The sequence below is a fragment of the Vibrio sp. 2096 genome, from assembly GCF_033339595.1.
Classification (GTDB): Bacteria; Pseudomonadota; Gammaproteobacteria; order Enterobacterales; family Vibrionaceae; genus Vibrio; species Vibrio alginolyticus.
Map to the genome: position 1 here is coordinate 426,455 of NZ_JAWOUX010000003.1, position 22,247 is coordinate 448,701.

At 43.7% G+C, this 22,247-nt stretch carries 21 protein-coding genes; 10 read left to right on the top strand and 11 right to left on the bottom strand.

What is annotated here, in order from left to right:
- Positions 1–4: 4 nt before the first annotated feature.
- Positions 5–1,009, top strand: coding sequence for a metal-dependent hydrolase (locus R7Q41_RS08100; RefSeq protein ID WP_238762572.1), 1,005 nt, complete (start codon positions 5–7; stop codon positions 1,007–1,009).
- A gap of 40 nt (positions 1,010–1,049) precedes the next feature.
- Here R7Q41_RS08100 and R7Q41_RS08105 read toward each other — a convergent pair whose 3' ends face one another.
- The 4 genes from R7Q41_RS08105 to R7Q41_RS08120 all read right to left on the bottom strand — a co-directional run bounded on the left by R7Q41_RS08105 (position 1,050) and on the right by R7Q41_RS08120 (position 5,204).
- Complete coding sequence (locus R7Q41_RS08105) at positions 1,050–1,442, bottom strand: hypothetical protein (RefSeq protein ID WP_238762571.1); 393 nt, start codon at positions 1,440–1,442, stop codon at positions 1,050–1,052.
- Between the two features lie 489 nt (positions 1,443–1,931).
- Positions 1,932–3,692 carry an ABC transporter ATP-binding protein/permease gene (locus tag R7Q41_RS08110; RefSeq protein WP_318144460.1) on the bottom strand — a complete coding sequence of 587 codons (1,761 nt, stop codon included), beginning with the start codon at positions 3,690–3,692 and terminating at the stop codon, positions 1,932–1,934.
- Between the two features lie 117 nt (positions 3,693–3,809).
- Positions 3,810–4,337, bottom strand: a complete 528-nt coding sequence (locus R7Q41_RS08115) for a DUF6795 domain-containing protein (RefSeq protein ID WP_033906518.1) — start codon at positions 4,335–4,337, stop codon at positions 3,810–3,812.
- A gap of 252 nt (positions 4,338–4,589) precedes the next feature.
- Positions 4,590–5,204, bottom strand: a complete 615-nt coding sequence (locus R7Q41_RS08120; protein WP_005376459.1) for a PolC-type DNA polymerase III — start codon at positions 5,202–5,204, stop codon at positions 4,590–4,592.
- Positions 5,205–5,560: 356 nt separating this feature from the next.
- On the opposite strand from R7Q41_RS08120, the gene R7Q41_RS08125 reads away from it, so the two are divergent.
- The 4 genes from R7Q41_RS08125 (at position 5,561) to R7Q41_RS08140 (ending at position 8,696) form a co-directional block, all read left to right on the top strand.
- On the top strand, positions 5,561–6,421 hold the full coding sequence (locus R7Q41_RS08125) for an immunity 49 family protein (RefSeq protein WP_318144461.1): 861 nt from the start codon (positions 5,561–5,563) through the stop codon (positions 6,419–6,421).
- A 137-nt stretch (positions 6,422–6,558) separates the two neighbouring features.
- The gene (locus R7Q41_RS08130; RefSeq protein WP_193837991.1) at positions 6,559–7,635 is read left to right on the top strand and encodes a threonine aldolase family protein; all 1,077 of its coding nucleotides are present in this window, start codon (positions 6,559–6,561) and stop codon (positions 7,633–7,635) included.
- A gap of 82 nt (positions 7,636–7,717) precedes the next feature.
- Positions 7,718–7,978 carry a DUF5062 family protein gene (locus tag R7Q41_RS08135; protein ID WP_005376453.1) on the top strand — a complete coding sequence of 87 codons (261 nt, stop codon included), beginning with the start codon at positions 7,718–7,720 and terminating at the stop codon, positions 7,976–7,978.
- A gap of 223 nt (positions 7,979–8,201) precedes the next feature.
- Positions 8,202–8,696, top strand: a complete 495-nt coding sequence (locus tag R7Q41_RS08140; RefSeq protein WP_318144462.1) for a YcxB family protein — start codon at positions 8,202–8,204, stop codon at positions 8,694–8,696.
- A gap of 119 nt (positions 8,697–8,815) precedes the next feature.
- Here the strand turns inward: R7Q41_RS08140 and R7Q41_RS08145 are convergent, their stop codons facing one another.
- From R7Q41_RS08145 to R7Q41_RS08155, 3 genes are all read right to left on the bottom strand, one after another.
- Positions 8,816–9,556 carry a helix-turn-helix domain-containing protein gene (locus tag R7Q41_RS08145; protein ID WP_172563782.1) on the bottom strand — a complete coding sequence of 247 codons (741 nt, stop codon included), beginning with the start codon at positions 9,554–9,556 and terminating at the stop codon, positions 8,816–8,818.
- Positions 9,557–9,660: 104 nt separating this feature from the next.
- Positions 9,661–10,122, bottom strand: coding sequence for a carboxymuconolactone decarboxylase family protein (locus R7Q41_RS08150; protein ID WP_005376442.1), 462 nt, complete (start codon positions 10,120–10,122; stop codon positions 9,661–9,663).
- 197 nt (positions 10,123–10,319) lie between these two features.
- A complete protein-coding gene (locus R7Q41_RS08155) occupies positions 10,320–11,231 on the bottom strand; it encodes a DMT family transporter (RefSeq protein WP_025767810.1) in 912 nt (303 codons plus the stop codon).
- A gap of 93 nt (positions 11,232–11,324) precedes the next feature.
- On the opposite strand from R7Q41_RS08155, the gene R7Q41_RS08160 reads away from it, so the two are divergent.
- The 3 genes from R7Q41_RS08160 (at position 11,325) to R7Q41_RS08170 (ending at position 13,976) form a co-directional block, all read left to right on the top strand.
- Positions 11,325–12,230, top strand: a complete 906-nt coding sequence (locus R7Q41_RS08160; RefSeq protein ID WP_025767809.1) for a LysR family transcriptional regulator — start codon at positions 11,325–11,327, stop codon at positions 12,228–12,230.
- Positions 12,231–12,496: 266 nt separating this feature from the next.
- Positions 12,497–13,324, top strand: a complete 828-nt coding sequence (locus R7Q41_RS08165; protein WP_225452537.1) for an MBL fold metallo-hydrolase — start codon at positions 12,497–12,499, stop codon at positions 13,322–13,324.
- Between the two features lie 250 nt (positions 13,325–13,574).
- Positions 13,575–13,976 (top strand): VOC family protein, encoded by a 402-nt coding sequence (locus R7Q41_RS08170; protein ID WP_005388788.1) that lies wholly within the window; start codon positions 13,575–13,577, stop codon positions 13,974–13,976.
- A gap of 239 nt (positions 13,977–14,215) precedes the next feature.
- Here R7Q41_RS08170 and gcvP read toward each other — a convergent pair whose 3' ends face one another.
- From gcvP to R7Q41_RS08185, 3 genes are all read right to left on the bottom strand, one after another.
- A complete protein-coding gene (gene gcvP, locus R7Q41_RS08175; RefSeq protein WP_042520777.1) occupies positions 14,216–17,080 on the bottom strand; it encodes an aminomethyl-transferring glycine dehydrogenase in 2,865 nt (954 codons plus the stop codon).
- Between the two features lie 126 nt (positions 17,081–17,206).
- Complete coding sequence (gcvH, locus tag R7Q41_RS08180) at positions 17,207–17,587, bottom strand: glycine cleavage system protein GcvH (protein WP_005376432.1); 381 nt, start codon at positions 17,585–17,587, stop codon at positions 17,207–17,209.
- A gap of 53 nt (positions 17,588–17,640) precedes the next feature.
- A complete protein-coding gene (locus R7Q41_RS08185; RefSeq protein WP_005376430.1) occupies positions 17,641–18,936 on the bottom strand; it encodes a serine hydroxymethyltransferase in 1,296 nt (431 codons plus the stop codon).
- A 379-nt stretch (positions 18,937–19,315) separates the two neighbouring features.
- On the opposite strand from R7Q41_RS08185, the gene R7Q41_RS08190 reads away from it, so the two are divergent.
- Both R7Q41_RS08190 and gcvT read left to right on the top strand, forming a co-directional pair.
- The gene (locus R7Q41_RS08190) at positions 19,316–19,939 is read left to right on the top strand and encodes a helix-turn-helix domain-containing protein (protein WP_005376429.1); all 624 of its coding nucleotides are present in this window, start codon (positions 19,316–19,318) and stop codon (positions 19,937–19,939) included.
- Between the two features lie 260 nt (positions 19,940–20,199).
- Positions 20,200–21,318: a glycine cleavage system aminomethyltransferase GcvT gene (gcvT, locus tag R7Q41_RS08195; RefSeq protein ID WP_182017085.1), complete on the top strand. Its 1,119-nt coding sequence runs from the start codon at positions 20,200–20,202 to the stop codon at positions 21,316–21,318.
- 71 nt (positions 21,319–21,389) lie between these two features.
- On the opposite strand, the gene vdeR is transcribed toward gcvT, so the two are convergent.
- A complete protein-coding gene (gene vdeR / locus R7Q41_RS08200; RefSeq protein ID WP_005376423.1) occupies positions 21,390–22,118 on the bottom strand; it encodes an efflux transporter transcriptional repressor VdeR in 729 nt (242 codons plus the stop codon).
- Between the last annotated feature and the right edge of the window lie 129 nt (positions 22,119–22,247).

Here is a 22,247-nt window from a genome sequence, read left to right on the forward strand (position 1 = left end):
AACGATGGATCCGTTAACGCAAGGTTTATTGGGTGCAGCTTTGCCACTGGCGGTGAGCAACAAGCGAAACCTTGCAGTTGTTGGCGTGTTGGGCGTGGTCTCTGGGATGGCTCCGGATTTAGATGTGCTAATCCGTTCTTCAACTGATCCTTTGCTGTATTTGGAATACCATCGCCAATTTACTCACTCGCTCTTGTTTATCCCGTTTGGTAGTTTCATTTGTGCTTTGTTGTTGTATCCATTGTTCGCAAAAAAGCGAGGACTAAGCTTCCGGCAGAGTTGGTTTTACTGCGCGCTTGGTTATAGTACCCATGCGTTATTAGACGCATGCACCAGTTATGGAACACAGCTTCTATGGCCGATAAGCAACACGCGTTATGCTTGGAACACTATTTCGGTAATCGACCCCGCGTTCACACTCCCTATTTTAATATTGCTTTTGTTTGCAGCACTGAAGCGAAGCCCAAACTATGCCCGCATTGCATTTTTATGGTGTCTGGCTTACCTAAGCCTTGGAATGATCCAACGAGATAGAGCAGAAGCAGCTGGTTGGGAAATCGTCAAAGAGCGTCAACACAAGGCTATACAGTTAAAAGCCAAACCAAGCTTTAGTAACCTTTTGGTTTGGAAGCTGATTTATGAAACGGAAGATAACTACTATGTAGATGCAGTAAGGGTAGGGCGTTCAATAAAAATTTACCCTGGCGAATCAACTCCAAAGTTAAATATAAAAGAGCAATTTCCGTGGCTAAACCCGCAATCGCAACAAGCAAAAGACATCGAACGTTTCCGTTGGTTTTCAAACGGTTTTGTAGCGAAGGATCCGAATAATGAAATGCGAATTGTTGATATGCGTTATTCCATCGTACCAAATCAAATTAATGCGTTATGGGGCATCAATCTATCCCCAAAAGCCAGCGCAGACGCGCACGTTGAATACACTGCTCATCGAGGAAGTACTGCAGAAGATCGCCAAGTTTTTTTCAACATGCTTACGGATTTTGAGTGATGGCTTTACTTTGGATACCGATGCGGTGTCGTAATAACCATTACGTAGACTGAAAGTCCTTTACTAGGGTCGGCTTGCTAGCGAAGAAAATTTTGCCAAACAGGGACTTGTACTTCCAGCCAAGAGACAAAAGTCGTTTAGCTAAGTTCTTGTTTTCAATGATTGCAACCTCAACACCTTGGTAGTGGTATGGATTGCTTTTGATGTAGTCGATAAATGCAGTAAGCACGCCTTGCCCGCGAACGGAGGGTGCAAAGTTGACTGCTACAATAGAAAAGCGTTGGCTACCTGCTGGGCAACGGACTAAACAGTGCCCAAGAGGATGAGTAATAGTCTCAGAAAATTCAGGAAAAGGGCGAGACTCAAGCTCTTGAGAAAGCGCATCGTATCGCTGACATAGATAAGAAAATAGTTGATTCGCTTCGCTGTTCATATCGGTGCCGCTTTTGTGTTGCTTGGTTTAAAGGCATTGATGTCTCGAATATTGTAACCATAGATAGCAACACAAAACGCGGTAAACTTTTTCAGTAATGATTTCCTATTTTTGAAACCTGAATTGTTACAAGTGAAGCTGATTGGGTTTTATATGGTAGTTGTGAACGAGTGTTTCTAGTTGAAGGGAGAATACGCTGGTTACTGGAATTCCTTTGTTAAAAGGCGAGCTGCTTGGTTTAATGCCGCTCGTTTAACTGCGAGTGGCATCTTTTGTATTTCGTCACCTTGTACAGCGACGATGGGACATGATGTGGGATCTTCTATCCTAGCTCTTCATGGTCTAAAATATCTCATTAACCACTCAGAGCGCAGCTATTAGATTCCTAGTCTCGCCAAGGCTCGCTGGACTGACACAAAAACATCGTTAAACTCCTGTTATTAAATTATTTGGGCCGCCTTTGCTTATTTTTGAGCGCTTAACTAGGCGTTACTCCAAGTGCTTAAATTGCAATGCCACAAGTCGCTGATACAACTCACAGCTTTGCATTAATGATTGGTGGTTACCAACATCGACTAATTCGCCATTGTCGAGCACCGCAATTTTATCCGCATGTTGGATAGTCGAAAGACGATGAGCAATGATCAGCGTTGTGCGTCCTTTCATTAGAGCTTCAAGTGCTTGCTGAACGTGATGTTCACTTTCACTATCAAGGGCGCTGGTAGCTTCGTCTAGCAGTAAGATTTTTGGATCTTTTAGAATCGCGCGAGCAATCGCAATGCGCTGCTTTTGTCCGCCCGATAGCCTAACGCCGCGCTCGCCTAAAAAGCTGTGATAGCCTTCGGGAAGCTTCTCAATAAACTCATGGGCATGGGCTTTTTTCGCGGCTTCGATAACTTGTTCATCCGTCGCTTCAGGATTACCGTAGCGAATATTATGAAAAACATCATGGCTAAACAGCGCTGGTTGTTGTGGTACGAGCGCCATTTGACGTCGAAGCTCGTTTGGGTCGAACTGTCGAATATCTTCACCACCAAACAACACTTGCCCTTGCTGTGGGTCATAAAATCGTTGCAGCAGTTCGAATAGTGTTGTTTTACCGGCACCAGAAGGGCCGACCAACGCCAACACTTTTCCTTGATCAGCGGTTAGGTTTAACTCTTTGATAGCTGGTTGATTTGGGCGAGAAGGGTAGTTGAAACTCACCGAATTAAAGTTAACCTCAGCACGCATGTCGGAACGGACAGGCAAATGGTTGCTTGGCGCTTTAATATCACTGTCTACTTGAAGGATCTCAATCAGCCGTTCGGTAGCACCTGCGGCTCTTTGCAATTCACCCATGACTTCGGAAATGGTTGCAGTCGATGAGGCAACCATAATGGCATAAAACACAAATGCGGCTAGGTCTCCCGCAGACATTTTTCCGTGAATCACATCGCTGCCGCCTATCCAAAGCATGCCTGAAATCGCGCTGAACACAATCACAATAACGCCTGATATCAGGATCGCTCGCTGCTTTACTCTCTGTCTGCCTATTTCATACGCTTTTTCCACCTCGACAGCGAAAGCCGCTCGTTCATGCGACTCTGAGCTAAAGCTTTGCACGGTTTTAATATGTTCTATCGCTTCACCTGCGTAGCTGCCAACATCGGCCATTGAGTCCTGACTTTGGCGAGAGAGAGCACGCACGCGTCGTCCATAAAACAAAATCGGAACCAGAACCAAAGGCACAGAAGCAAGCACAATCAGCGTGAGCTTAACGTTGGTAGCGAATAACATAATGATGGCACCAAAGCACATCAAAGCGCTACGCATCGCCATCGAGAACGATGAACCAATAATGCTTTGCAGCAATGTGGTATCGGTAGTCAAGCGCGACATAATGTCGCCACTACTGTTGGTTTCAAAATAGCTCGGATGCAGCGTAATCACATGGTTAAACACCGCAAGGCGAATATCCGCACTAACGCGCTCACCTACGGAAGAGACAAGGTAAAAGCGAAAGAAAGTCCCAATGGCAATACACAATGTGACACCGACAATAAACTGAATCGCATTGGTAAGCTCTTGCAGTGATTGCTGAGCAAAGCCTTGATCGATAAGAATGCGCACGCCGTAGCCGACGGATAGCGTTAGGCTGGCTGTTGCGATTAGGGCAACTAAGGCAGCAGCAACACGCCATTTATAAGGTGAAACAAAGGTGTTGAGTTTAAGAAGAATGCTGAGATTTTTGTTATTTTTTCTGCTCATGAGTGACTCACAAAGCGTTTTAGGTACCTGGCGTAGTAAGCCAGTTTGGTTGGTGAGACCAGCGAACTACCGCTTTCGGATTAGGAAGTTGAGGAGTTTGATAGAGTAAACATTACTCTATCTGTTTACTTTTAAGTAATCACTTAAGTCACATTGACTACTTACGGAATCCCCATGGGATTGAAATTCAAACTTTCTGATGGGGTTGGTGGCTTCGCAGTTTAAATTAGACATATTTACTCTTTCCTTCATACCGATGACATGATGCCTGAAAACTCCTTTCCAAATAACAACCTTTTGATTGGCAACGGTTGTGGTCACTTCTACACTGCATATTGTTTGAAATAGACCGTCGAAAATACTTAGAACTTTATTCCTTTTTCTGAAAACAGGATCAAACTTGAATTCCCCATTTGTATTCGTGGTGAAGCTACGTTCGAAAGAACGATTTTCTGACCGAATGGTAAGTACTACATTTGCATTCTTTATGGGGGTATCGTTCTTCGTAATACGTCCTTTTATGCTTGGTGTAAACTCTTGAGCTTCCTTACCAAAAAATAAAAAGCCAACAGCAAAAACAGAAATCAGTACGAGTATGAGTAAAGCTGCAAACTGTTCTAAGAACAGAAAAACATTGTTGATCATCGCTTACAAATCAGTAGTCAGTGAATACACCTCGAATTGTTGCGTATTGTCTCGAGTGACTATAGCGAGTATCTAAATCGGTGAGACATAATTCACGATTTTTTTAGAAGTTTTGGAGGATAGAGTGACCCAGGCGATCTTTGTTTTGAATAAGAAGCACTGCGATATTGACAGATATAGCCAATATCGCATGTATATCGAAAATCACTTAAACGTCGAAGAGACTAGAATCAGCTTTTAGTTCGGAGGGGGTTACGCACGGCTTTTGGCGAGTAGCAGGTCGACTTTTCCTTTGGCTGTTTTACTGACCGTTTGCATCAACTGAAAACTTGGTTTTTCGACGCCTGAGTTTTCTATCCCTTCGACCATTAAGAGCCAAAGCTTGGCTGTCATTTGCGCATCGGCTAGTGCTCGGTGGAAAACACCGTCGTTGTCGATATTTTTATAGCGAACAAGTTCACCTAGCTTATGTGATGGGGCTTCTTGAATGAGCCGTCTTGCCACTAGTAAGGAGCAAGCAAACTCACCCGAATAACCACAGTTGATTCGTTCAAGCTCCGCATCTAAAAATCGTTTATCGAAGGACGCGTTGTGAGCGATAAGGTTTTCGCCTGCAATGAACTCACTAAATGACGCCATTACCTCTTCGCAGCTTGGTGCCGATCGCAACATATTGTTGGTAATGCCGGTGTAGTTCTCAATGAAAGAACTCACTCTGAAACCGGGATTCATGAGTTGCTGAAAACTATCGACAACCTCGCCATTGACTAACTTTACTGCACCAATTTCTATTGCGCGATCACCTAAAGTAGGAGAGAGACCTGTGGTTTCAAAGTCGAGTACGACCACAGAGTTTGCTTGAGGCATAAAATTTTCCAGCTGAGTAATGTTGCGCAAGAGTATTATCGAAAGCGACAGAAAAAGAAAGGCGAACACAATGGTGAATATCTGTCTATCTTTACTCCACAAAGTCAGTGTTCGTCGTCCACTGTTTATGGACAGGTACGTTCTGGCTTACCCATCGCGGCTTGTGCGGTAGCCTTATATTTCAAATGTTTTTCGGCTTTTCGATTCATTTCAATTAAGCATTAACTTTCGATACAACATACTGATTATAAATTGATTTTATAAATCAACTTCGGCATCATTCACGGCTTGATTTTGAGGATGAATATCATCACAGCAAAAAATTAGAACAACTTATAATGCGAGGCTAGGGAACGATGGAAACAATAAAAAATCACTATTTAGATATACCTGAAGAAAGAAAATTGCGTATTTTTCGTGAAGAAGACGAAAATTTTTACAGCTTCTGGGAAAGAATGCTTGATGAAAATCAATCTTTTTATAAGCACCCTCTGAAAAGAATGAAAGGCGACGCTTGGGATTCGCTTGAGGCATTCTTCACCGCTTCCGAATTCGGACAACATCAGGCCTCGCCAGCTTATATAAAAAGAGCGCTTGAGTTACTGAATAACGTGTACTTGCTGGCCAATCATTCAGACAAAGTGGTTGAATTCTCCGTTGGGCACCGACATTTTTCGGAAGTAGGTAACCGTTCTATTGCAGGGGGAACGATGGATGCTTGGTTGGATGAAATCTGTTTAGCGATGGCCGCGAGAGATTGGCGCTGCGTAGAGCTGATGACCATCATGGATGAGTCGTTAGTGCGTTTAAAAGATCCATTCGATGTTGCGCTAGTCGAGTTCGTTAACGGTGTATTTAGCAATTCATCAGCGTTACCAGAGTTATTGCAAACTGTGATGGAGAAATCCTCCCCGCAATACTTAGAATCAACCAGAGTGCCATATGTACACTCTTTGTTTATTCCATTTGTGAATGTGTTTGTTGCCATTATCGATGGCGATGAGGCGCATTATCAAGAAGCACTGAGGGATGCGTTAGAGGCGCATTACCAGTTCTACATGAATGAAGATGTTCGCTATTCGCCAAAAGGAAATGTTTCTCTGAAACTGACTGGTCTTGCTGCATTGGCATACGATAAGTATGGTTGGACGATTCCAGAAGCCGCATATTTACCGAAATGGCTTGTTTACGGTGAGCATGATCTTCGTTCTGCGTAAATCACTCTTAAGTTAAATCTATGTCCAATCGGAGGTTCAGCATGGAAGCATAAGCAGAAAATGCATCGCGAAAATGCAGTTTACGCCTCCGTTTTAACAAGTTACATTGTTGAAACTTTGATTCAAAGGACAGAACAATGAGTGCCCACCTAAAACAGCTTTGTCATACCCATCTCTCCGGTAATAAAGAAGATTCTCCAGCCGAACACTTTGCGAAAATGGCGAAGTGGTGCGGAGAAAACAACGTTAATCACGATGTCTACGGCGATGGAGAAACGATTCAAGCGTTCGAGCAAAAGGTTGCCGATCTGCTGGGTTACGAGGCAGGGCTTTTTGTTGTAACAGGAACGATGACGCAACCAACGGTGCTTGAAATTGTCACAAGACAAAAGCGTAATCCTATTGTCGCCATGCACGCATCTAGCCATATTCCGGTGCATGAAAAACAAGGTTATCAGCTTCAACATCGCTTTAGTATTTTGCCAGTAGGGAACCCTTATCAAACATGGAAGCTTGAGGATCTCACTGCGTGGCCGGATGAAATCGCAGCCGTTCTTTATGAACTCCCAATGCGAGAAATTGGCGGTCAGCTACCTTCATGGCAAGAACTAGAAGAAATTAAAACGTACTGCGCCGAAAATGACATTCATCTCCACATGGATGGCGCAAGACTATGGGAAACCGCAGCTTACTATCAGAAAGAATACCGCGAGATCGCCGCTAGTTTTGATACGACCTATGTTTCACTTTACAAAGGCATCAACGGCATGGGCGGCTCTATGCTGCTTGGCTCAAAGGCGTTCATTGAACTGGCCTCAATGTGGATGAAGCGCCAAGGTGGCAACCTGTATCACAGAACACCTTATGTGGTGTCTGCGGCGATGCAGTTTGATGAAAGGTTGGCACAAATGCCAGCTCTGTTTGAGCGAACAAAGCAGATCTACAAGATCATTAAAGAGTTCCCAACTTTGGCGGTAAGACCAACCCAGCCTCAAGCAAACATGTTGCACCTTATCCTGCCATTTAGCTGCGAAGAGTTGAAAGAACTCCAATACACGTTTGCCACGGAAAAGGGCATTTGGTTTGGTAACCCGCAAGTCACGGCACATCCAAATCAATCGATCATTGAATGGTATGTTGGTGACTACCTGCTCAATCTTGGTGATGACGAATTAAGGTCGTTTTTCAATCAGTTACTCGGTAATAAGGCATAAACTTATCAATATGCGAGCTTACTAACACGCCATACGTGGCACTTCATGTATTCTTAATTGAAGCGAAGAAGAGGATTTATCAATGTCAAAAAGCTCCAAACTTCACAATGAAGACAAACTGGTTAAGAAGGCACTAGAGATTGGTGGGAAGATGGCGAAGCTACAAGGCTTTGACCTTCCTCAGTCACCACAACCTCTAAGAGTAAAAGCGATTTACCTATTCTTGGTTGATGCCAAACAGATCACCCCATTACCGGAAAGCAAGCTAGACGGCGCAAGCATCAAACACCGACTGGCAGTCTGGATACACAGTGCATTGCCAGACAACGACCCTCTAAAGTAGAAAACCTCATAAGTCATATAGGTCATTAATTAACTAGGCGAGCCAAATGGTTCGCCTTGTTTGATCTTGGCGAGTGCACCGAGGTCTTTTGGCGTGGCGGTATCATTGATTTACAAAACAAAATCAAAAGGACTAAAGATAAATCCCGAGAAGCGCTACAATGCAGGTGTTGCGAGAGTGCAACCAAGATTACTCATTTACAGAAGCCTTGAAGTAACCATACATGTCTAAAGATTTCGAATTCACTACAGAATACATACTCGACAAACCTTTCTTTGCTGAGTGTTATGATCAAACTAGCCAGCCAACGAAGTTCCCACAAGCGTACCTAAAAGGGATGCTGTTTCTTATCTTTGGTGTGGTTTTATTGGAGTTTGAACTGCTACCTAACGGTTATGTCGGTTGGTTCTTTATCGTATTGAGTGTGATTGAAGCGTGTAGCGTTTACTTCAAAAGAACTTGGTGGCTGTGGCGTCAAACCATCAGCTCAAGTCGCGGCAGTAAAGTGGTGTTTGAAGTGAATGCAGATGGCGTGCGCTACAAAAGCGGTAAAGTTGACTGCAGCCTCGCTTGGAATGATATCGACCACCTCGAACAAACTGATTTGGGCTTTATCCTTCACCTTGGTAAACAACGCCAATACATCAGCAAATCTTGCTTAAATGAAGAAGCGATCGCGTTTATGGTAGAGCGGCACGCGGCATCAAAAGCGAGCTAACCAACTCACATCAAGCTGGAATGAGCGATCGAAAAAGTAGGTGATATATGATCGAACATTGTAACAAGTATATGGTCGATTCTGAATCAATTGGGTTTGATGTAGAAAGCTAATAAGGTTTAGAGGTTTCTCTTTCGGACATACTGCTTCGGTGTCATGCGCGCAATCTGCTTACACTCTCTAGTCATGTGTGCTTGATCGGAAAAACCTTGCTCTAGCGCCAACTCCGATAAAGTAAGATCGGGTTGCGCTCGGAGTTGCTCTAAAGTGTGCTTAACTCGTTTAATGCGTTGGTAATGTTTAGGAGTAATCCCCAACCATTTCTGAAAATTGCGCTCTCTCTGGCGCTGACTGATGGTCCCTGTAGGTTGGTCAATAATGTGGCCGACATACCGCGGTTCATATTCGTCAATCAGTGTTTGAACCCAGCGATATAACGTAGAAATCCTTGCATATGGCGAACGCGCTGTTTGCAGAGACTCAAATGTTGCTAGCGCAGAAGAAGCCAAAGGGTGGTCGTCTTGAATCCGCAATAGCTGTTCTAGACGTTTACCAAATAGTTGATAACTAACAGCAGGATGAAAGCGTACGCCAGTCATCACCGCACCTGGCGGTAGGCAGACCTGATGTGCCAGAATGCTTATAGGTAGTAGGACAACCCCTGGCGTTTGCCACTCACCATCCATTTGTACTTCATTCTGTAAAATGAATACCACACCTGTACCAGCATCACTGAGTAATTGTTTACGTACGGTTTGCGTCGTATCAGGTTTGACGGATGCTGACCAAATGGCTTGAACATAGCCAGCTAAAGCCTTTTGAGGTTTTAAAATATCAAATTCTAAGTTCAAATGAATCATCCTATTTAACCTCAACTTAAATGAGAAAGTGATACACATGTACTTTTCATCCTATTAAGTTGAGGTATAAGCAGTGGCTTACAAGTAAGAACCGTCAAATAGAATTATCGAGGTTTATAGACTCCAACCTTTGGCTTAAATGCCTTAACTATTCGGTTCCAACTATTGATCGCGTTGATTGCAATTGTTAGGTTGACCATAGCTTCTTCTCCGAAGGTATTCAAGGTCAGCTGATAGGTATCATCATCTACTGGTAGGCCAGCAGTTAGTAATTCAGCCCAACCTAGTGCAACGTGTTCTGCATCGCTGTAGAATGGCATATCTTTCCATGCACTAAGCCCCCATATGCGTTCCGGCTTTTCACCTAACTTAAGCGCATCTTTACTATGCATGTCGATACAAAATGCACATTGATTGATTTGCGATATGCGTAACTTAACCAGTTCCCATATGATCATGTTCATAGTTTCTGATTGGCTAAATTGTTCATGGAAGTAAGCTTCCTGAGCGTATAGGATTTCTATTGCTTTTGGCGCTACTTCAATATAGTTGAGTCGTTTTTTCATGGTCATTCTCCTTTGTTTTTTACATAGTAAAAAACGCTCTTAGCAAAAGATTGAAGATTTTCGACATGCACTCAATAAAGTTAGATAAAAGAGTGAACGACGAAAGCGAAAAAATGTACCTATTGGAAACCAAGAAAACTTATGCCAATTAACAAAGTATTGCTCTAAATAATGCGACTTAAGGTTGGCTTCTATTTTTACTCCACCACCTTCCGTAAACGAGCAAAAGGTGCTGAGTTACCTATATACACACCAGCCGCAACGATAAAGACGCCTAAAACATTTTCCCATTGAGCCTGCTCACCAGAAATGAACGAAATCAGTAGAGTGAATACCGGCATAATATTAAATAATGGAGACATCTTATCTGGACCAAGAACGATAGCGCCTTTCATCCAAAAGTAATAAGCAATCAAAGTTCCAAACAGGCTCATGTAAGCTATTAATGCTAGGTCTTTAAATGTTATGGCATTTAAGCTACGGCTAAAGTCGCCGTGGTACATCGCTATAGCGACCATTTGAATGGCACCAATACTTAACACCCAACGTAACTGCTGAGTTACTGGGATATGAGATGTTAAACGCTTCGCTAGAATTGTGTATAAACACCCACTAATTAAAGCAAATAACATGTATAGATCACCAATATTACTATTGCTGCTAATAGAATGAATATTTCCCCCTGTAATGACGATTACCACTCCACAAAAACTGATTAGTGCACCTAAAATAGTTTTAACCGAAATGGAAGTCTTGAGAATAACGCCCGACAACAAGATAGTGACAAGTGGTAGGTTTGCCTGAACAACCGCTGCGTTAACTGGGGTAGTAAATCTCATTGCAGAGAAAATAGAGAAGTTTTGGATAGTTACACCCACGGTTGCTATAACAAACAACGACAACATACTTTTTCGTGTGAGTTTGGCTCCATATGGAGAGCGTTTAGTACCTCTTATCAGTAAGAGTATTAAAGCTGCAACGGAAAATCGTAACGTCGCTGAATCCAAAGGAGAGACATCGCTATTAATAGCCTTTATTACGTTAAAGTTACTAGACCAAAAAAAGATAGCGACAACAACACCGCACCAAATTGATAAATGCTTAGACATAGATCTTCCTGATAAAAATTAACTTGACGCGATAATGCTATATATTTCATATTTGATTTTTAATAGCCAAATTTAAGAGGGTTAATCCCAAATATGGAACGTCACTCTTTGGATGACCTTTTGTTATTCGTTTCTGTTGCTCGCTATCAAAGCCTAACACAAGGATCTGAGCGTCTTAATGTCCCGTTAGCCACGCTAAGCCGGAAGTTAAAAAGGCTGGAAACAAACTTAAATTGCAGACTATTTAACCGCAGTGCACACCACTTTGCGTTAACAACTGATGGCGAAAAATATTATCAACTCTGTGAGCCGTTACTTCTTAGCTTAAATAATGTGACATCGAGAATTGCGACTGAGCGTCAGTCTTTAAGCGGAACGATCAAAATATCAGCGCCAATTAACATGACACAGATGTGGTTAAAGCGGTGCGTTTATGAATTTGCAGAGCAACATCCGAAGATATGTATCGATTTAGATGTACAGAATGAAAAAATCAATCTTGTATCTAACCGTGTCGATGTTAGTTTTCGTCTTGGTGATCTTATTGAACAAGACTGGATTGCTCAGAAATTATGGTCGATTCCATTTGCGCTTTGTGCATCACGAAGCTATTTAGAACAACACCAACCGATTACCCATCCAGAACAACTTGTTCATCATCGCCTAATTACGGTAAACAACGACAGCCAATGGAAATTAGTTAATCAAATCACCAATGAAACATTTGATCGTCCGCTAAAGTTTCAATTCACTTCAAATGATGTACTACTAGTTAGAGACGCCGTCATCCATGGTTTAGGAATTGCTTGGATTCCAACCTATTACTTTCATGAGCTAAATCATGATCAACATAACCTGCTGCCTTTGTTGCCAGAATGGCAATGCTCGGGTAAAGAAGTATTCATTATGTATCGAGACCGCGATAAAAGGCCTGCAAGAGTTGATGCATTTATTGAACATGTCTTAAATTGGAAAAATCGCATTCAAATGTTTGCTTGAAAGAGGTTTATCACATTGTGCTGTGCCGGTAACCTCAAGTGAAGCTTCATGACTCTGCTTCAATTGAGTTCATTTATTTAACCTCTAAAAGAATCATGAATACATAGGCAGTTAATGGGATTCGAGTTTACAAGTGATTCGGTCAGCTAAAACTCAAGCTAAGTAGAAAGTATTTGCAGTTGTATTTGCCTCTGAAAATCGTTTAGAGCTTTCTCATCCGCGAGGTTCTATAAGAAATTATTAAGGATATATTTGTGTGTGATTTCGTGAAAAAAATTATTGTAGGTTTACTTTTCAGTGCTTCGTCTTTTGCTTCCTTAAGTCAATATGTTCCAGCAATGAATGATAAGAACGGTTATGTAGAACCATTTCAAATGTTTGATAATGTCTATTATGTAGGAGACAAGTGGGTCTCATCATATGCCATTGCTACAGACGACGGACTCGTTATCATTGATACGCTTGACTTCCCTTACTCTGAGTGGATACCTATCAACCTAGAGAAGCTAGGGCTAAAAGATAAGCCAATAACGCACATATTGGTAACTCATGGGCATTCTGACCACGTTGGGGGCGCCCAGTTACTTCAAGAGAAGTATGGTTCCAAAGTCGTGATGACCAAAAGCGCTCATGAACTATCTATACAGCAATCAAACAAAAGCGAAGGTGAGAACAAGTTCCTTCCTCCAAATTTAGACATAGAGATAAAAAGCGATAGCTCTATGGCTATTGGTGGACATGAGTTTAAGTTCTATCTCACACCTGGCCACACGGAAGGTGATTATTCCTTAGACTTCACTGTTGAAGATAATGGCGAACAATATCGTGCTTTTATCGTTGGTGGGCATAGCGTAAGTAGCAATGATCCAGAAGTTATTGGCCAGTTCCTGACTAGCATGGAGAAAATTCGAAAAATTTCACTACAGGCACCTATTGTGAACGTTAACCTTTCGAACCATCCACATAAAAATTTCCTTTTTGAAAATAGGAAGAAGCTCGGTACAAGCGGTAACCCGTTTATCAGTGAGGCAAACTTCTTCATGTTCCTTAAGCAACAAGAAGATTTAGCTAAGGGAAAACTAGAAGAACTATAATACCGTGGTATACGAGCAGCCTTCGTTATTAGGTTAGAGATTTGCTCTTGAGTTATAGCTAAGGCTTTGATGAGTTGCTCAATCAAGATTCGACACTTGTGGTAGCTGTATTGTTTGTAGGTTCTAGTGGCAAAGGCGCTGTGCGTAAACATTCGTATTGTGTGCCTTAAACATTTGCAAGGCGTTACGTGCTTTCTAGAAAAGTCTCAAAATAGCGTACAATTAGCGTTTTGACACAGCGGAAATCATCATGGCCAAAACTGTTCAGCAGCAAATCGGAAACATTGCTCTAGTCGTTGAAAATTACGACGATGCTATCGAATTCTATACTCAAAAACTTCAATTCACTCTGGTTGAAGATACCAACCTAGGTGGTGGTAAACGCTGGGTTCAAGTTTCTCCTCCAAACTCCAATGGTACAAACCTACTTTTAGCTCAAGCGAGTACACCGGAGCAAACGCATGCAGTAGGAAATCAAACAGGTGGCCGTGTTTTCCTGTTTCTGCAAACTAATGATTTTTGGCGTGACTACGAGTTGATGAAGAAAAATGGTGTTGTATTTAATGAAGAGCCTCGTGTGGAAGAATACGGGACAGTGGTGGTGTTCCAAGATCTCTATGGTAATAAATGGGACTTACTGCAACTGAACTAGAAACTACATAGCACCTGCATAACATAGTGTTCATGAGGAGTTTCCAACAAGCTTTTAAGGCTCTGAGATATTAGTGCTAATTCAAAGGTTCTCAGAAGTCACTGTATTTCTAAATCACTTTTGTGCAAACAATAACTAGCCATCATTCCTTCTCGATGTATCAACAAATGTTAGGGCGGCACACCAAAAACAAAGGCGAACCAAACGGTTCGCCTTTGTCGATTTAGAGACTACAAAAATTAATCTTCGTAGTTATCGATGCTTGGGCATGAACAGATTAGGTTACGGTCGCCGTATACGTTATCTACGCGGTTTACCGTTGGCCAGTACTTCCAAGATTTGGTCGCTTTAGACGGGAAGCAGCCAATCTCGCGAGAGTAAGGGCGGTCCCAATCTTCAGCTGAAAGATCAACTTGAGTGTGTGGCGCGTTAACAAGTGGGTTGTTATCCAGTGGCCATTCACCGTTTTTCACTTTCTCCATTTCTTCGCGGATAGCGATCATCGCATCACAGAAGCGGTCCAGCTCTTCTAGATCTTCCGATTCCGTTGGCTCAACCATTAGCGTGCCCGCTACAGGGAACGACATAGTTGGTGCGTGGAAACCGTAGTCCATTAGACGCTTCGCGATGTCTTCTTCGCTGATACCTGTTTCTTCTTTCAGCGGACGAATGTCGATAATACATTCGTGCGCTACGCGGCCATTTTTGCCACGGTAAAGAACAGGGTAGTGTTGGCGAAGTGTTTCCATCACGTAGTTTGCGTTCAGAATTGCTACTTTTGTTGCATCTGTTAGGCCAGGTTCGCCCATCATTGCGATGTAAGCCCAAGAGATAGGTAGGATAGAAGCGCTACCCATATCTGCTGCTGATACTGCGAAATCTGCGCCTTCTACACCGTCTTCAATATGCCCTGGTAAGAAAGGAGCTAGGTGAGATTTCACACCGATAGGACCCATACCCGGACCGCCACCACCGTGCGGGATGCAGAAGGTTTTGTGTAGGTTTAGGTGAGAAACGTCTGAACCGATGAAGCCTGGTGATGTTAGACCAACCTGCGCGTTCATGTTAGCGCCGTCTAGGTAAACCTGACCGCCAGCGGCATGAACCATTTCACACACTTCTTTCACTTTCTCTTCGTAAACGCCGTGCGTAGAAGGGTAAGTGATCATAATGCTTGATAGGTTGTCTTTGTGTTTCTCGATTTTCGCTGCTAGGTCGTCGATGTCGATGTTGCCTTCTTCATCACACTTAACCACAACCACTTTCATTGACACCATAGATGCTGTCGCAGGGTTAGTACCGTGCGCAGAGCTTGGGATCAAACATACGTTGCGGTGACCTTCGCCACGGCTTTCGTGGTAGCGTTGAATCGCGATAAGGCCTGCGTACTCACCCGATGCACCAGAGTTTGGTTGTAGTGAGAATGCGTCATAGCCAGTGATTTCACATAGCTTTTCTTTAAGGTCTTTTGCGAGTGCTGCGTAACCAGCTGCTTGTTCTGCTGGTGCGAACGGGTGGATCGAACCAAACTCAGGCCAAGTAACTGGGATCATCTCTGCTGCTGCGTTCAGCTTCATCGTACAGCTGCCCAGTGGGATCATGCCGTGCGTGAGTGAGAAGTCTTTGTTCTCTAGCTGTTTTAGGTAACGCATCATCTGTGTTTCGCTGTGGTGCGTGTTAAACACAGGGTGTGTTAGATATTCTGTTGTGCGGCGCAATGCTTCTGGAATGGCTGCAAACTCGTTGCCTGCGATTTCAGTTGATAGTGCTGCGACTTCTTCTTTCACACCGAATACTGCGAATAGGGCTTCTACATCTGCCACGGTTGTGGTTTCGTCGAAGCTCACACCTAGCTGAGTACCCAACTTACGTAGGTTGATGTCTGCGGCTAGTGCTTTCGCGTATAGGTCTTCAGTTTGTGCACCTGTGTTGATAGTGATGGTGTCGAAGAAGCTGTTGTGAGCAAGCTCGAAGCCGCCTTTAGTTAGGCCAGCGGCTAGGATGGCTGTCATGTGGTGCGTACGACGAGCAATCGTGCGTAGACCTTCTGCGCCGTGGTAAACCGCGTAGAAAGACGCCATGTTCGCTAGCAGTGCTTGAGCAGTACAGATGTTTGATGTCGCTTTTTCACGACGGATGTGCTGTTCACGCGTTTGCATTGCCATGCGCAGTGCTTGGTTGCCGTTAGTATCGATAGAAACACCGATAACACGACCTGGCATAGTACGCTTGTGCTTGTCACGTGTTGCCATGAAGGCAGCGTGTGGACCGCCGTAACCCATCGGCACGCCAAAACGTTGTGCTGAACCGATTGCTACGTCTGCGCCCATTTCACCAGCAGGTTTAAGTAGGGTAGAAGCAAGAAGGTCCGTTGCTACAGTCACTAGTGTTTTGTTTGCTTGCGCTTTAGCGATGATGTCCGTTAGGTCACGAACTTCACCTGTTGTACTTGGGTATTGAACTAGTGCGCCGAACACGTCTTGCTCTGGTAGTGATTCTAAAGAACCAACCAAGACTTCAAAGCCGATGAATTTCGCACGAGTTTTTACCACTTCGATGGTTTGTGGGTGAACGTCGTCAGCAACGAAGAATACGTTGCTCTTGCTTTTACCCGCACGCTTACAAAGTGTCATCGCTTCTGCTGCTGCCGTTGCTTCATCGAGCAATGACGCGTTCGCGATTTCCATACCAGTAAGATCCATCACCATTTGTTGGTAGTTTAGAAGTGCTTCTAAACGACCTTGTGAGATTTCTGGTTGGTAAGGGGTGTAAGCAGTGTACCAGCCCGGGTTTTCCATCACGTTGCGTAGAATCACGTTCGGCGTGAAGGTGTTGTAGTAACCCTGACCAATGAATGTACGTTTAACTTGGTTCTGATCGGCGAACTTACGCATTGCTGCCAGCATGTCTGCTTCGCTTTTCGCTTCTGCCAAGCTCATTGGTTGCTCTAGGCGAATTTGTGCTGGTACGGTTTCGTCGATAAGCGAATCTAGGCTAACTGCGTTGATCGCTTCCAACATTTTCTGTTGGTCAGATTTGTTTGGTCCATTGTGGCGAGCAACGAACTCGTTTTGTGTGCTGAGGCTTTGAAGTAATTCAGTCATTGTCCTTTACCTACTCCTTGGTTCGGGTAACGGATTTGCGTTACTGATAAATTAAATTATACGTCCGAACCTAGAAAAAAAGCTGTTCTCTAAACAGGCTAGGGAACAGCTTTCGTCACATCCTAATTACTCTTCTTCGATAGAGTTTAGGTATTCGTCTGCGTCTTTCAGGTTATCTAGTTCAGATACATCAGACATCTTCACTTTTACGATCCAGCCACCTTCGTACGGCTCTTCGTTAATTAGCTCTGGGCTGTCTTCTAGTTCTTCATTGATTTCTACGATTTCACCAGTGATTGGTGCGTAGATGTCTGACGCTGCTTTTACAGATTCAACGAGAGAGAAGCTTTCACCTGCTTCAACTTCGTCTTCTACGTCTGGTAGGTCAACGAATACCACGTCACCTAGCATTTCTTGTGCATGCTCAGAAATACCAATTGTTACTGTGCCGTCACCGTTGTCACGTACCCACTCGTGGCTATCTGCAAACTTCAGTGTTTTGTCCATTGCTTAATCTCCGAATAACTTGTCAGGAATTATTATGATTTCAAAAAAATCGTTTACTGGTATAGAGGAAAGCGACTGCAAAGTTCTTTTACTTCTTTGCGAACGCGTTTTTCAACTTCTGCGTCACCTTCAGGGTTGTTCACTAAACCGTCCAGTACGTCACCAATCCAATTACCGATGAGTTTGAATTCTTCAGCGCCAAAGCCGCGGCTTGTACCCGCAGGCGTTCCTAAACGGATGCCCGATGTAATCATAGGCTTCTCTGTATCGAATGGGATGCCATTTTTGTTACATGTGATCCCAGCACGCTCTAGAGCTTCTTCTGCTTTATTGCCTTTCAACCCTTTCGGACGAAGGTCAACCAGCATTAGGTGCGTGTCTGTGCCACCAGTTACGATGTCGCAACCGCGAGTTTGCAATACTTCCGCTAGGACTTTTGCGTTATTGATCACCGAATCAATATAAGTTTTAAATTCAGGGCCAAGCGCTTCACCAAATGCGACCGCTTTGGCTGCGATAACATGCATCAGTGGGCCACCTTGTAGGCCAGGGAATACGGCTGAGTTGATTTTCTTAATGATGTCTTCGTGGTTAGTAAGAATCATACCGCCGCGAGGGCCACGCAATGTTTTGTGTGTTGTAGTCGTAACAACGTGTGCGTGTGGCAGTGGGCTAGGGTGTGCGCCTGTTGCGATAAGACCAGCGATGTGCGCCATGTCGACCATAAGAATTGCATTTACTTCGTCTGCGATTTCACGGAATTTTGCAAAGTCGATAGTACGTGGAATAGCGCTACCACCTGCGATGATCATTTTAGGTTGGTGCTCAAGTGCTAGCTCACGAACATCTTCGTAGTTAATTTCTAGTGTTTCGCGATCAACACCGTATTGAACTGCATTAAACCATTTACCAGAAAGTGCAGGGCGTGCGCCGTGCGTCAGGTGACCACCTGCGTCTAAAGACATACCAAGAATGGTGTCACCAGGTTGAAGCAGTGCCAGCTTTACTGCGCCGTTTGCTTGTGCGCCTGAGTGTGGTTGAACGTTTGCGTATTCACAATTGAAAAGTTTTTTTGCGCGTTCGATAGCAATGGCTTCCACTGTATCTACGTGCTCACAACCACCATAGTAACGACGACCTGGGTAACCTTCAGCGTATTTGTTTGTTAGGCATGTGCCTTGAGCTTGCATTACCGCTTTAGAAACAATGTTCTCTGAAGCGATAAGTTCGATTTGTTCGTTTTGGCGAGCGGATTCCGCTTGAATTCCAGCAAAGACAGCATCATCTGTCGCAGAGAGGTTGGTAGAGAAAAAGTTTTCCAAGCTGTGGTTAGGGTAACTCTTATTCATGGTAGTTGACCTTCCAAATCTGAAAATGAACCCGCAATAGATGAGTTATGATTTGCGGTTGTGGTTCATTTGTCCTCAAAAACAGCTGAACTGCGTAGCAGAACAGAGTGAACATCCGGCCCTAAATTTGGGCAAAAACTCCGTTGGATTGCGTGTTTCCTTTACCAATCTCTTACGGAAATATGCATCTCTACATCTAACAAGTTGGTAACATAGCGCCTGTGACGGGAACAATCAACCAAAAATTTCCTATAGGAAACAAGATTTCAAAATTTGTTAACAAGAGCACGGTTTAATTCACTTGGTGGACTTCTATCCACTATGTGCTTCATGCACAATGCGAGTAAGACAAAAAATATGGATATCTATAGAGGGATTTATGGCAGAAAGTATTTACGATGAATACCCATCGATGACGTTGGCAAAAGAGCAACATGACCAAAATATCGAGCCGTTAAAACTGGGCCAGCGTATTAAGGATATCCGCTCGAAACTCGGTATCACATTAGAAGAAGCGAGTCAGCGAACCGGGCTTGCTCGATCTACACTGAGCAAAATAGAAAATGAGCAGATCTCCCCGACGTTTCAAGCGATGCAAAAATTGGCACTTGGCTTACAAATTGACATGCCACAACTCTTTGAGCCACCTAGAAAAAAGGTAGCGACAGGGCGCAGGGATGTTACCAAGAAGAATGAAGGTAAACCACACCCAACACAAACCTATGAACACGAACTGCTCGCGACACAACTTTCCAACAAGAAAATGATGCCGTTTAAGAGCCAAATTCGAGCTCGTAGTTTTGATGAATATAAAGACTGGGTTCGTCATGATGGCGAAGAATTTCTGCTTATCTTATCTGGTGAGGTCATGTTCTATTCTGAGTTTTACGAACCTGTTGTTTTAAGCGAGGGAGACAGCGTTTATTACGATGCAAATATGGGACATATGTTGACCAGTGTTAGCGAAGAAGATGCGCTCATTTTGTGGGTGACAGCCAAATAGTGATAAATACTTGTAAATTTCCTATAGTGAAAGCAAACGATTGCTGCTGGTGGTCGTTATGATGAAAAAGCGCTTTTTTGATGAGAACTTGCTCATTAAAGCGCTTTTTTTGTACGATTTGTTGTGATTAAAATGTTAAGAGTCACACTTTTGCAAGTCGATCTACGTCTTGTTCGTGCAAAATAGAATGAGCCATGTTTATTATTGGAAACACATCGAATGCCGATAGCATTCTCGGGTCTATCTAAATGGAGACGAAAATGACTCAAGAACTACTGAAAACACCACTACACGCACTTCACGTTGAAGTTGGTGCCAAAATGGTCCCGTTCGCGGGTTACGATATGCCTGTTCAGTATCCTCTAGGCGTAAAGAAGGAACACTTACATACTCGTGATGCGGCAGGTCTGTTTGATGTTTCTCACATGGGACAGCTTCGCCTAGTTGGTGACGGTGCAGCTGCGTTCCTAGAAACATTAGTCCCAGTGGATATTGTGGATCTTGAGTCTGGTAAACAGCGTTACGCTTTTTTCACTAATGAAGAGGGCGGCATCATGGACGACTTGATGGTGGCTAACCTAGGCGATCATCTGTTTGTGGTTGTGAACGCAGCATGTAAAGCGCAAGATATCGCACACCTACAAGCGCATTTACCATCTGGTGTTGAGCTAGAAACTATCGAAGACCGAGCTCTACTTGCAATCCAAGGCCCTAAAGCGGCGGCTGTATTGGCGCGTTTTGCACCAGAAGTTTCTGAAATGCTGTTCATGGATATTTGTAAAGTCGATGTTTTAGGCACCGAGTGCATTGTTTCTCGTAGTGGTTATACAGGCGAAGACGGTTACGAAATCTCGGTTCCTGCTGACAAAGCGGAAGAGCTAGCACGTAAACTGACTGCGGAAGATGAAGTTGAATGGATTGGCCTTGGTGCTCGTGATTCACTTCGTCTTGAGTGTGGCCTTTGTCTATACGGTCATGACCTAGACACAACAACAACACCTGTTGAAGCGAGCTTGCTATGGGGTATCCAAAAAGTTCGTCGTATTGGTGGTGAACGTGAAGGTGGTTTCCCTGGCGCAGACATTATTCTTAAGCAGATTGAGACTAAAGATGTGGCGCGTAAGCGTGTGGGTCTAGTAGGTCAAACCAAAGCGCCAGTGCGTGAAGGTGTTGAACTGTTTGATGCTGACGGCGTTAAAATTGGCGTTGTAACCAGCGGTACGGCGGGTCCGAATGCAGGTAAGCCAGTCTCAATGGGTTATGTTCGTGCGGATTTGGCGGCGATTGGTACTGAAGTGTTCGCTGAAGTGCGTGGTAAAATGCTACCAATGACAGTTGAAAAAATGCCGTTCGTACCACAACGCTACTACCGTGGTTAAAACGAATTGAAACAAAAATGCCGAGCTTTGTAGCTCGGCATTTTTTATGTCTTCTTTTCGCTTGTTTACTTTTAGTTTACTGCTTCATCAATAGTACAGCACATATCAATAACGATATCTTCAAGCTTTTCCGGATGAATCATCTCTTCTTTTGGGATCCCAAATTGAGAGGCCATAATGGTATTAAACAATTCCCAATGCTTGATCAGCAGTTTTTCGCGATTATCTGCAATATCCGGCCATGTTTCTTGCATCATTGGCGCGAGACTGACAGCACCATGTGCGAAGATCAACATTTGCCACTTTGATTCCCACTGATCAAATTGTGCATTAGGGTTTTCGCTGTTGTACTGCTCGAAAATTCCGGTAAATATCGCAGCGAACTCATCTTTTGACTTTAAGAAATACTGCAGCAGAGCACCGTCATCGCCTTGTCGAATGGCATCGGCGATCATCTGTACTGGGTGAGGATTGACGAGAGCAAATGCTAGCATGCGAACCATAAACAGATAAATTTTTCTATTCGAAGGTGTGTTCTCCGGCATTTCATTGATGAGTTCAGCCATATAGCACTGCATGAACTCGTCCATTGCATCGCTAACCGCTTGCCAGATTTTCTCTTTGCTGCCGAAGTGGTGACGGATCAAACTATGTGAAACACCAGCCTTTTCACTGATATTGCGCAGCGAGACACGCTCGTAACCAAGTTCACAAAACATATCTGCTGCCACTTTAAGGATCAGACACTTAGTTTGTTCTGCTGCTTCAGCACTTCTACGCCCCTGCTTTCTTTCATTCATAGTTCGAATTTTCCCGAATATTAATCACGCGCTTACTTTTACCAGAAACCGAACGCTTTGACTAATTAATTTGCTATCCACCTGGAAAATATGTTGATCAATTTCAAATTCTGCTTATACTGCACGGCT

What these genes read in the sequence shown, in the direction of transcription:
- R7Q41_RS08100 (WP_238762572.1), top strand. Translation starts at nt 5, where the DNA reads ATGGATCCGTTAACGCAAGGTTTATTGGGTGCAGCTTTGCCACTGGCG.
- R7Q41_RS08105 (WP_238762571.1), bottom strand. Translation starts at nt 1,442, where the DNA reads ATGAACAGCGAAGCGAATCAACTATTTTCTTATCTATGTCAGCGATAC.
- R7Q41_RS08110 (WP_318144460.1), bottom strand. Translation starts at nt 3,692, where the DNA reads ATGAGCAGAAAAAATAACAAAAATCTCAGCATTCTTCTTAAACTCAAC.
- R7Q41_RS08115 (WP_033906518.1), bottom strand. Translation starts at nt 4,337, where the DNA reads ATGATCAACAATGTTTTTCTGTTCTTAGAACAGTTTGCAGCTTTACTC.
- R7Q41_RS08120 (WP_005376459.1), bottom strand. Translation starts at nt 5,204, where the DNA reads ATGCCTCAAGCAAACTCTGTGGTCGTACTCGACTTTGAAACCACAGGT.
- R7Q41_RS08125 (WP_318144461.1), top strand. Translation starts at nt 5,561, where the DNA reads ATGGAAACAATAAAAAATCACTATTTAGATATACCTGAAGAAAGAAAA.
- R7Q41_RS08130 (WP_193837991.1), top strand. Translation starts at nt 6,559, where the DNA reads ATGAGTGCCCACCTAAAACAGCTTTGTCATACCCATCTCTCCGGTAAT.
- R7Q41_RS08135 (WP_005376453.1), top strand. Translation starts at nt 7,718, where the DNA reads ATGTCAAAAAGCTCCAAACTTCACAATGAAGACAAACTGGTTAAGAAG.
- R7Q41_RS08140 (WP_318144462.1), top strand. Translation starts at nt 8,202, where the DNA reads ATGTCTAAAGATTTCGAATTCACTACAGAATACATACTCGACAAACCT.
- R7Q41_RS08145 (WP_172563782.1), bottom strand. Translation starts at nt 9,556, where the DNA reads ATGATTCATTTGAACTTAGAATTTGATATTTTAAAACCTCAAAAGGCT.
- R7Q41_RS08150 (WP_005376442.1), bottom strand. Translation starts at nt 10,122, where the DNA reads ATGAAAAAACGACTCAACTATATTGAAGTAGCGCCAAAAGCAATAGAA.
- R7Q41_RS08155 (WP_025767810.1), bottom strand. Translation starts at nt 11,231, where the DNA reads ATGTCTAAGCATTTATCAATTTGGTGCGGTGTTGTTGTCGCTATCTTT.
- R7Q41_RS08160 (WP_025767809.1), top strand. Translation starts at nt 11,325, where the DNA reads ATGGAACGTCACTCTTTGGATGACCTTTTGTTATTCGTTTCTGTTGCT.
- R7Q41_RS08170 (WP_005388788.1), top strand. Translation starts at nt 13,575, where the DNA reads ATGGCCAAAACTGTTCAGCAGCAAATCGGAAACATTGCTCTAGTCGTT.
- gcvP (WP_042520777.1), bottom strand. Translation starts at nt 17,080, where the DNA reads ATGACTGAATTACTTCAAAGCCTCAGCACACAAAACGAGTTCGTTGCT.
- gcvH (WP_005376432.1), bottom strand. Translation starts at nt 17,587, where the DNA reads ATGGACAAAACACTGAAGTTTGCAGATAGCCACGAGTGGGTACGTGAC.
- R7Q41_RS08185 (WP_005376430.1), bottom strand. Translation starts at nt 18,936, where the DNA reads ATGAATAAGAGTTACCCTAACCACAGCTTGGAAAACTTTTTCTCTACC.
- R7Q41_RS08190 (WP_005376429.1), top strand. Translation starts at nt 19,316, where the DNA reads ATGGCAGAAAGTATTTACGATGAATACCCATCGATGACGTTGGCAAAA.
- gcvT (WP_182017085.1), top strand. Translation starts at nt 20,200, where the DNA reads ATGACTCAAGAACTACTGAAAACACCACTACACGCACTTCACGTTGAA.
- vdeR (WP_005376423.1), bottom strand. Translation starts at nt 22,118, where the DNA reads ATGAATGAAAGAAAGCAGGGGCGTAGAAGTGCTGAAGCAGCAGAACAA.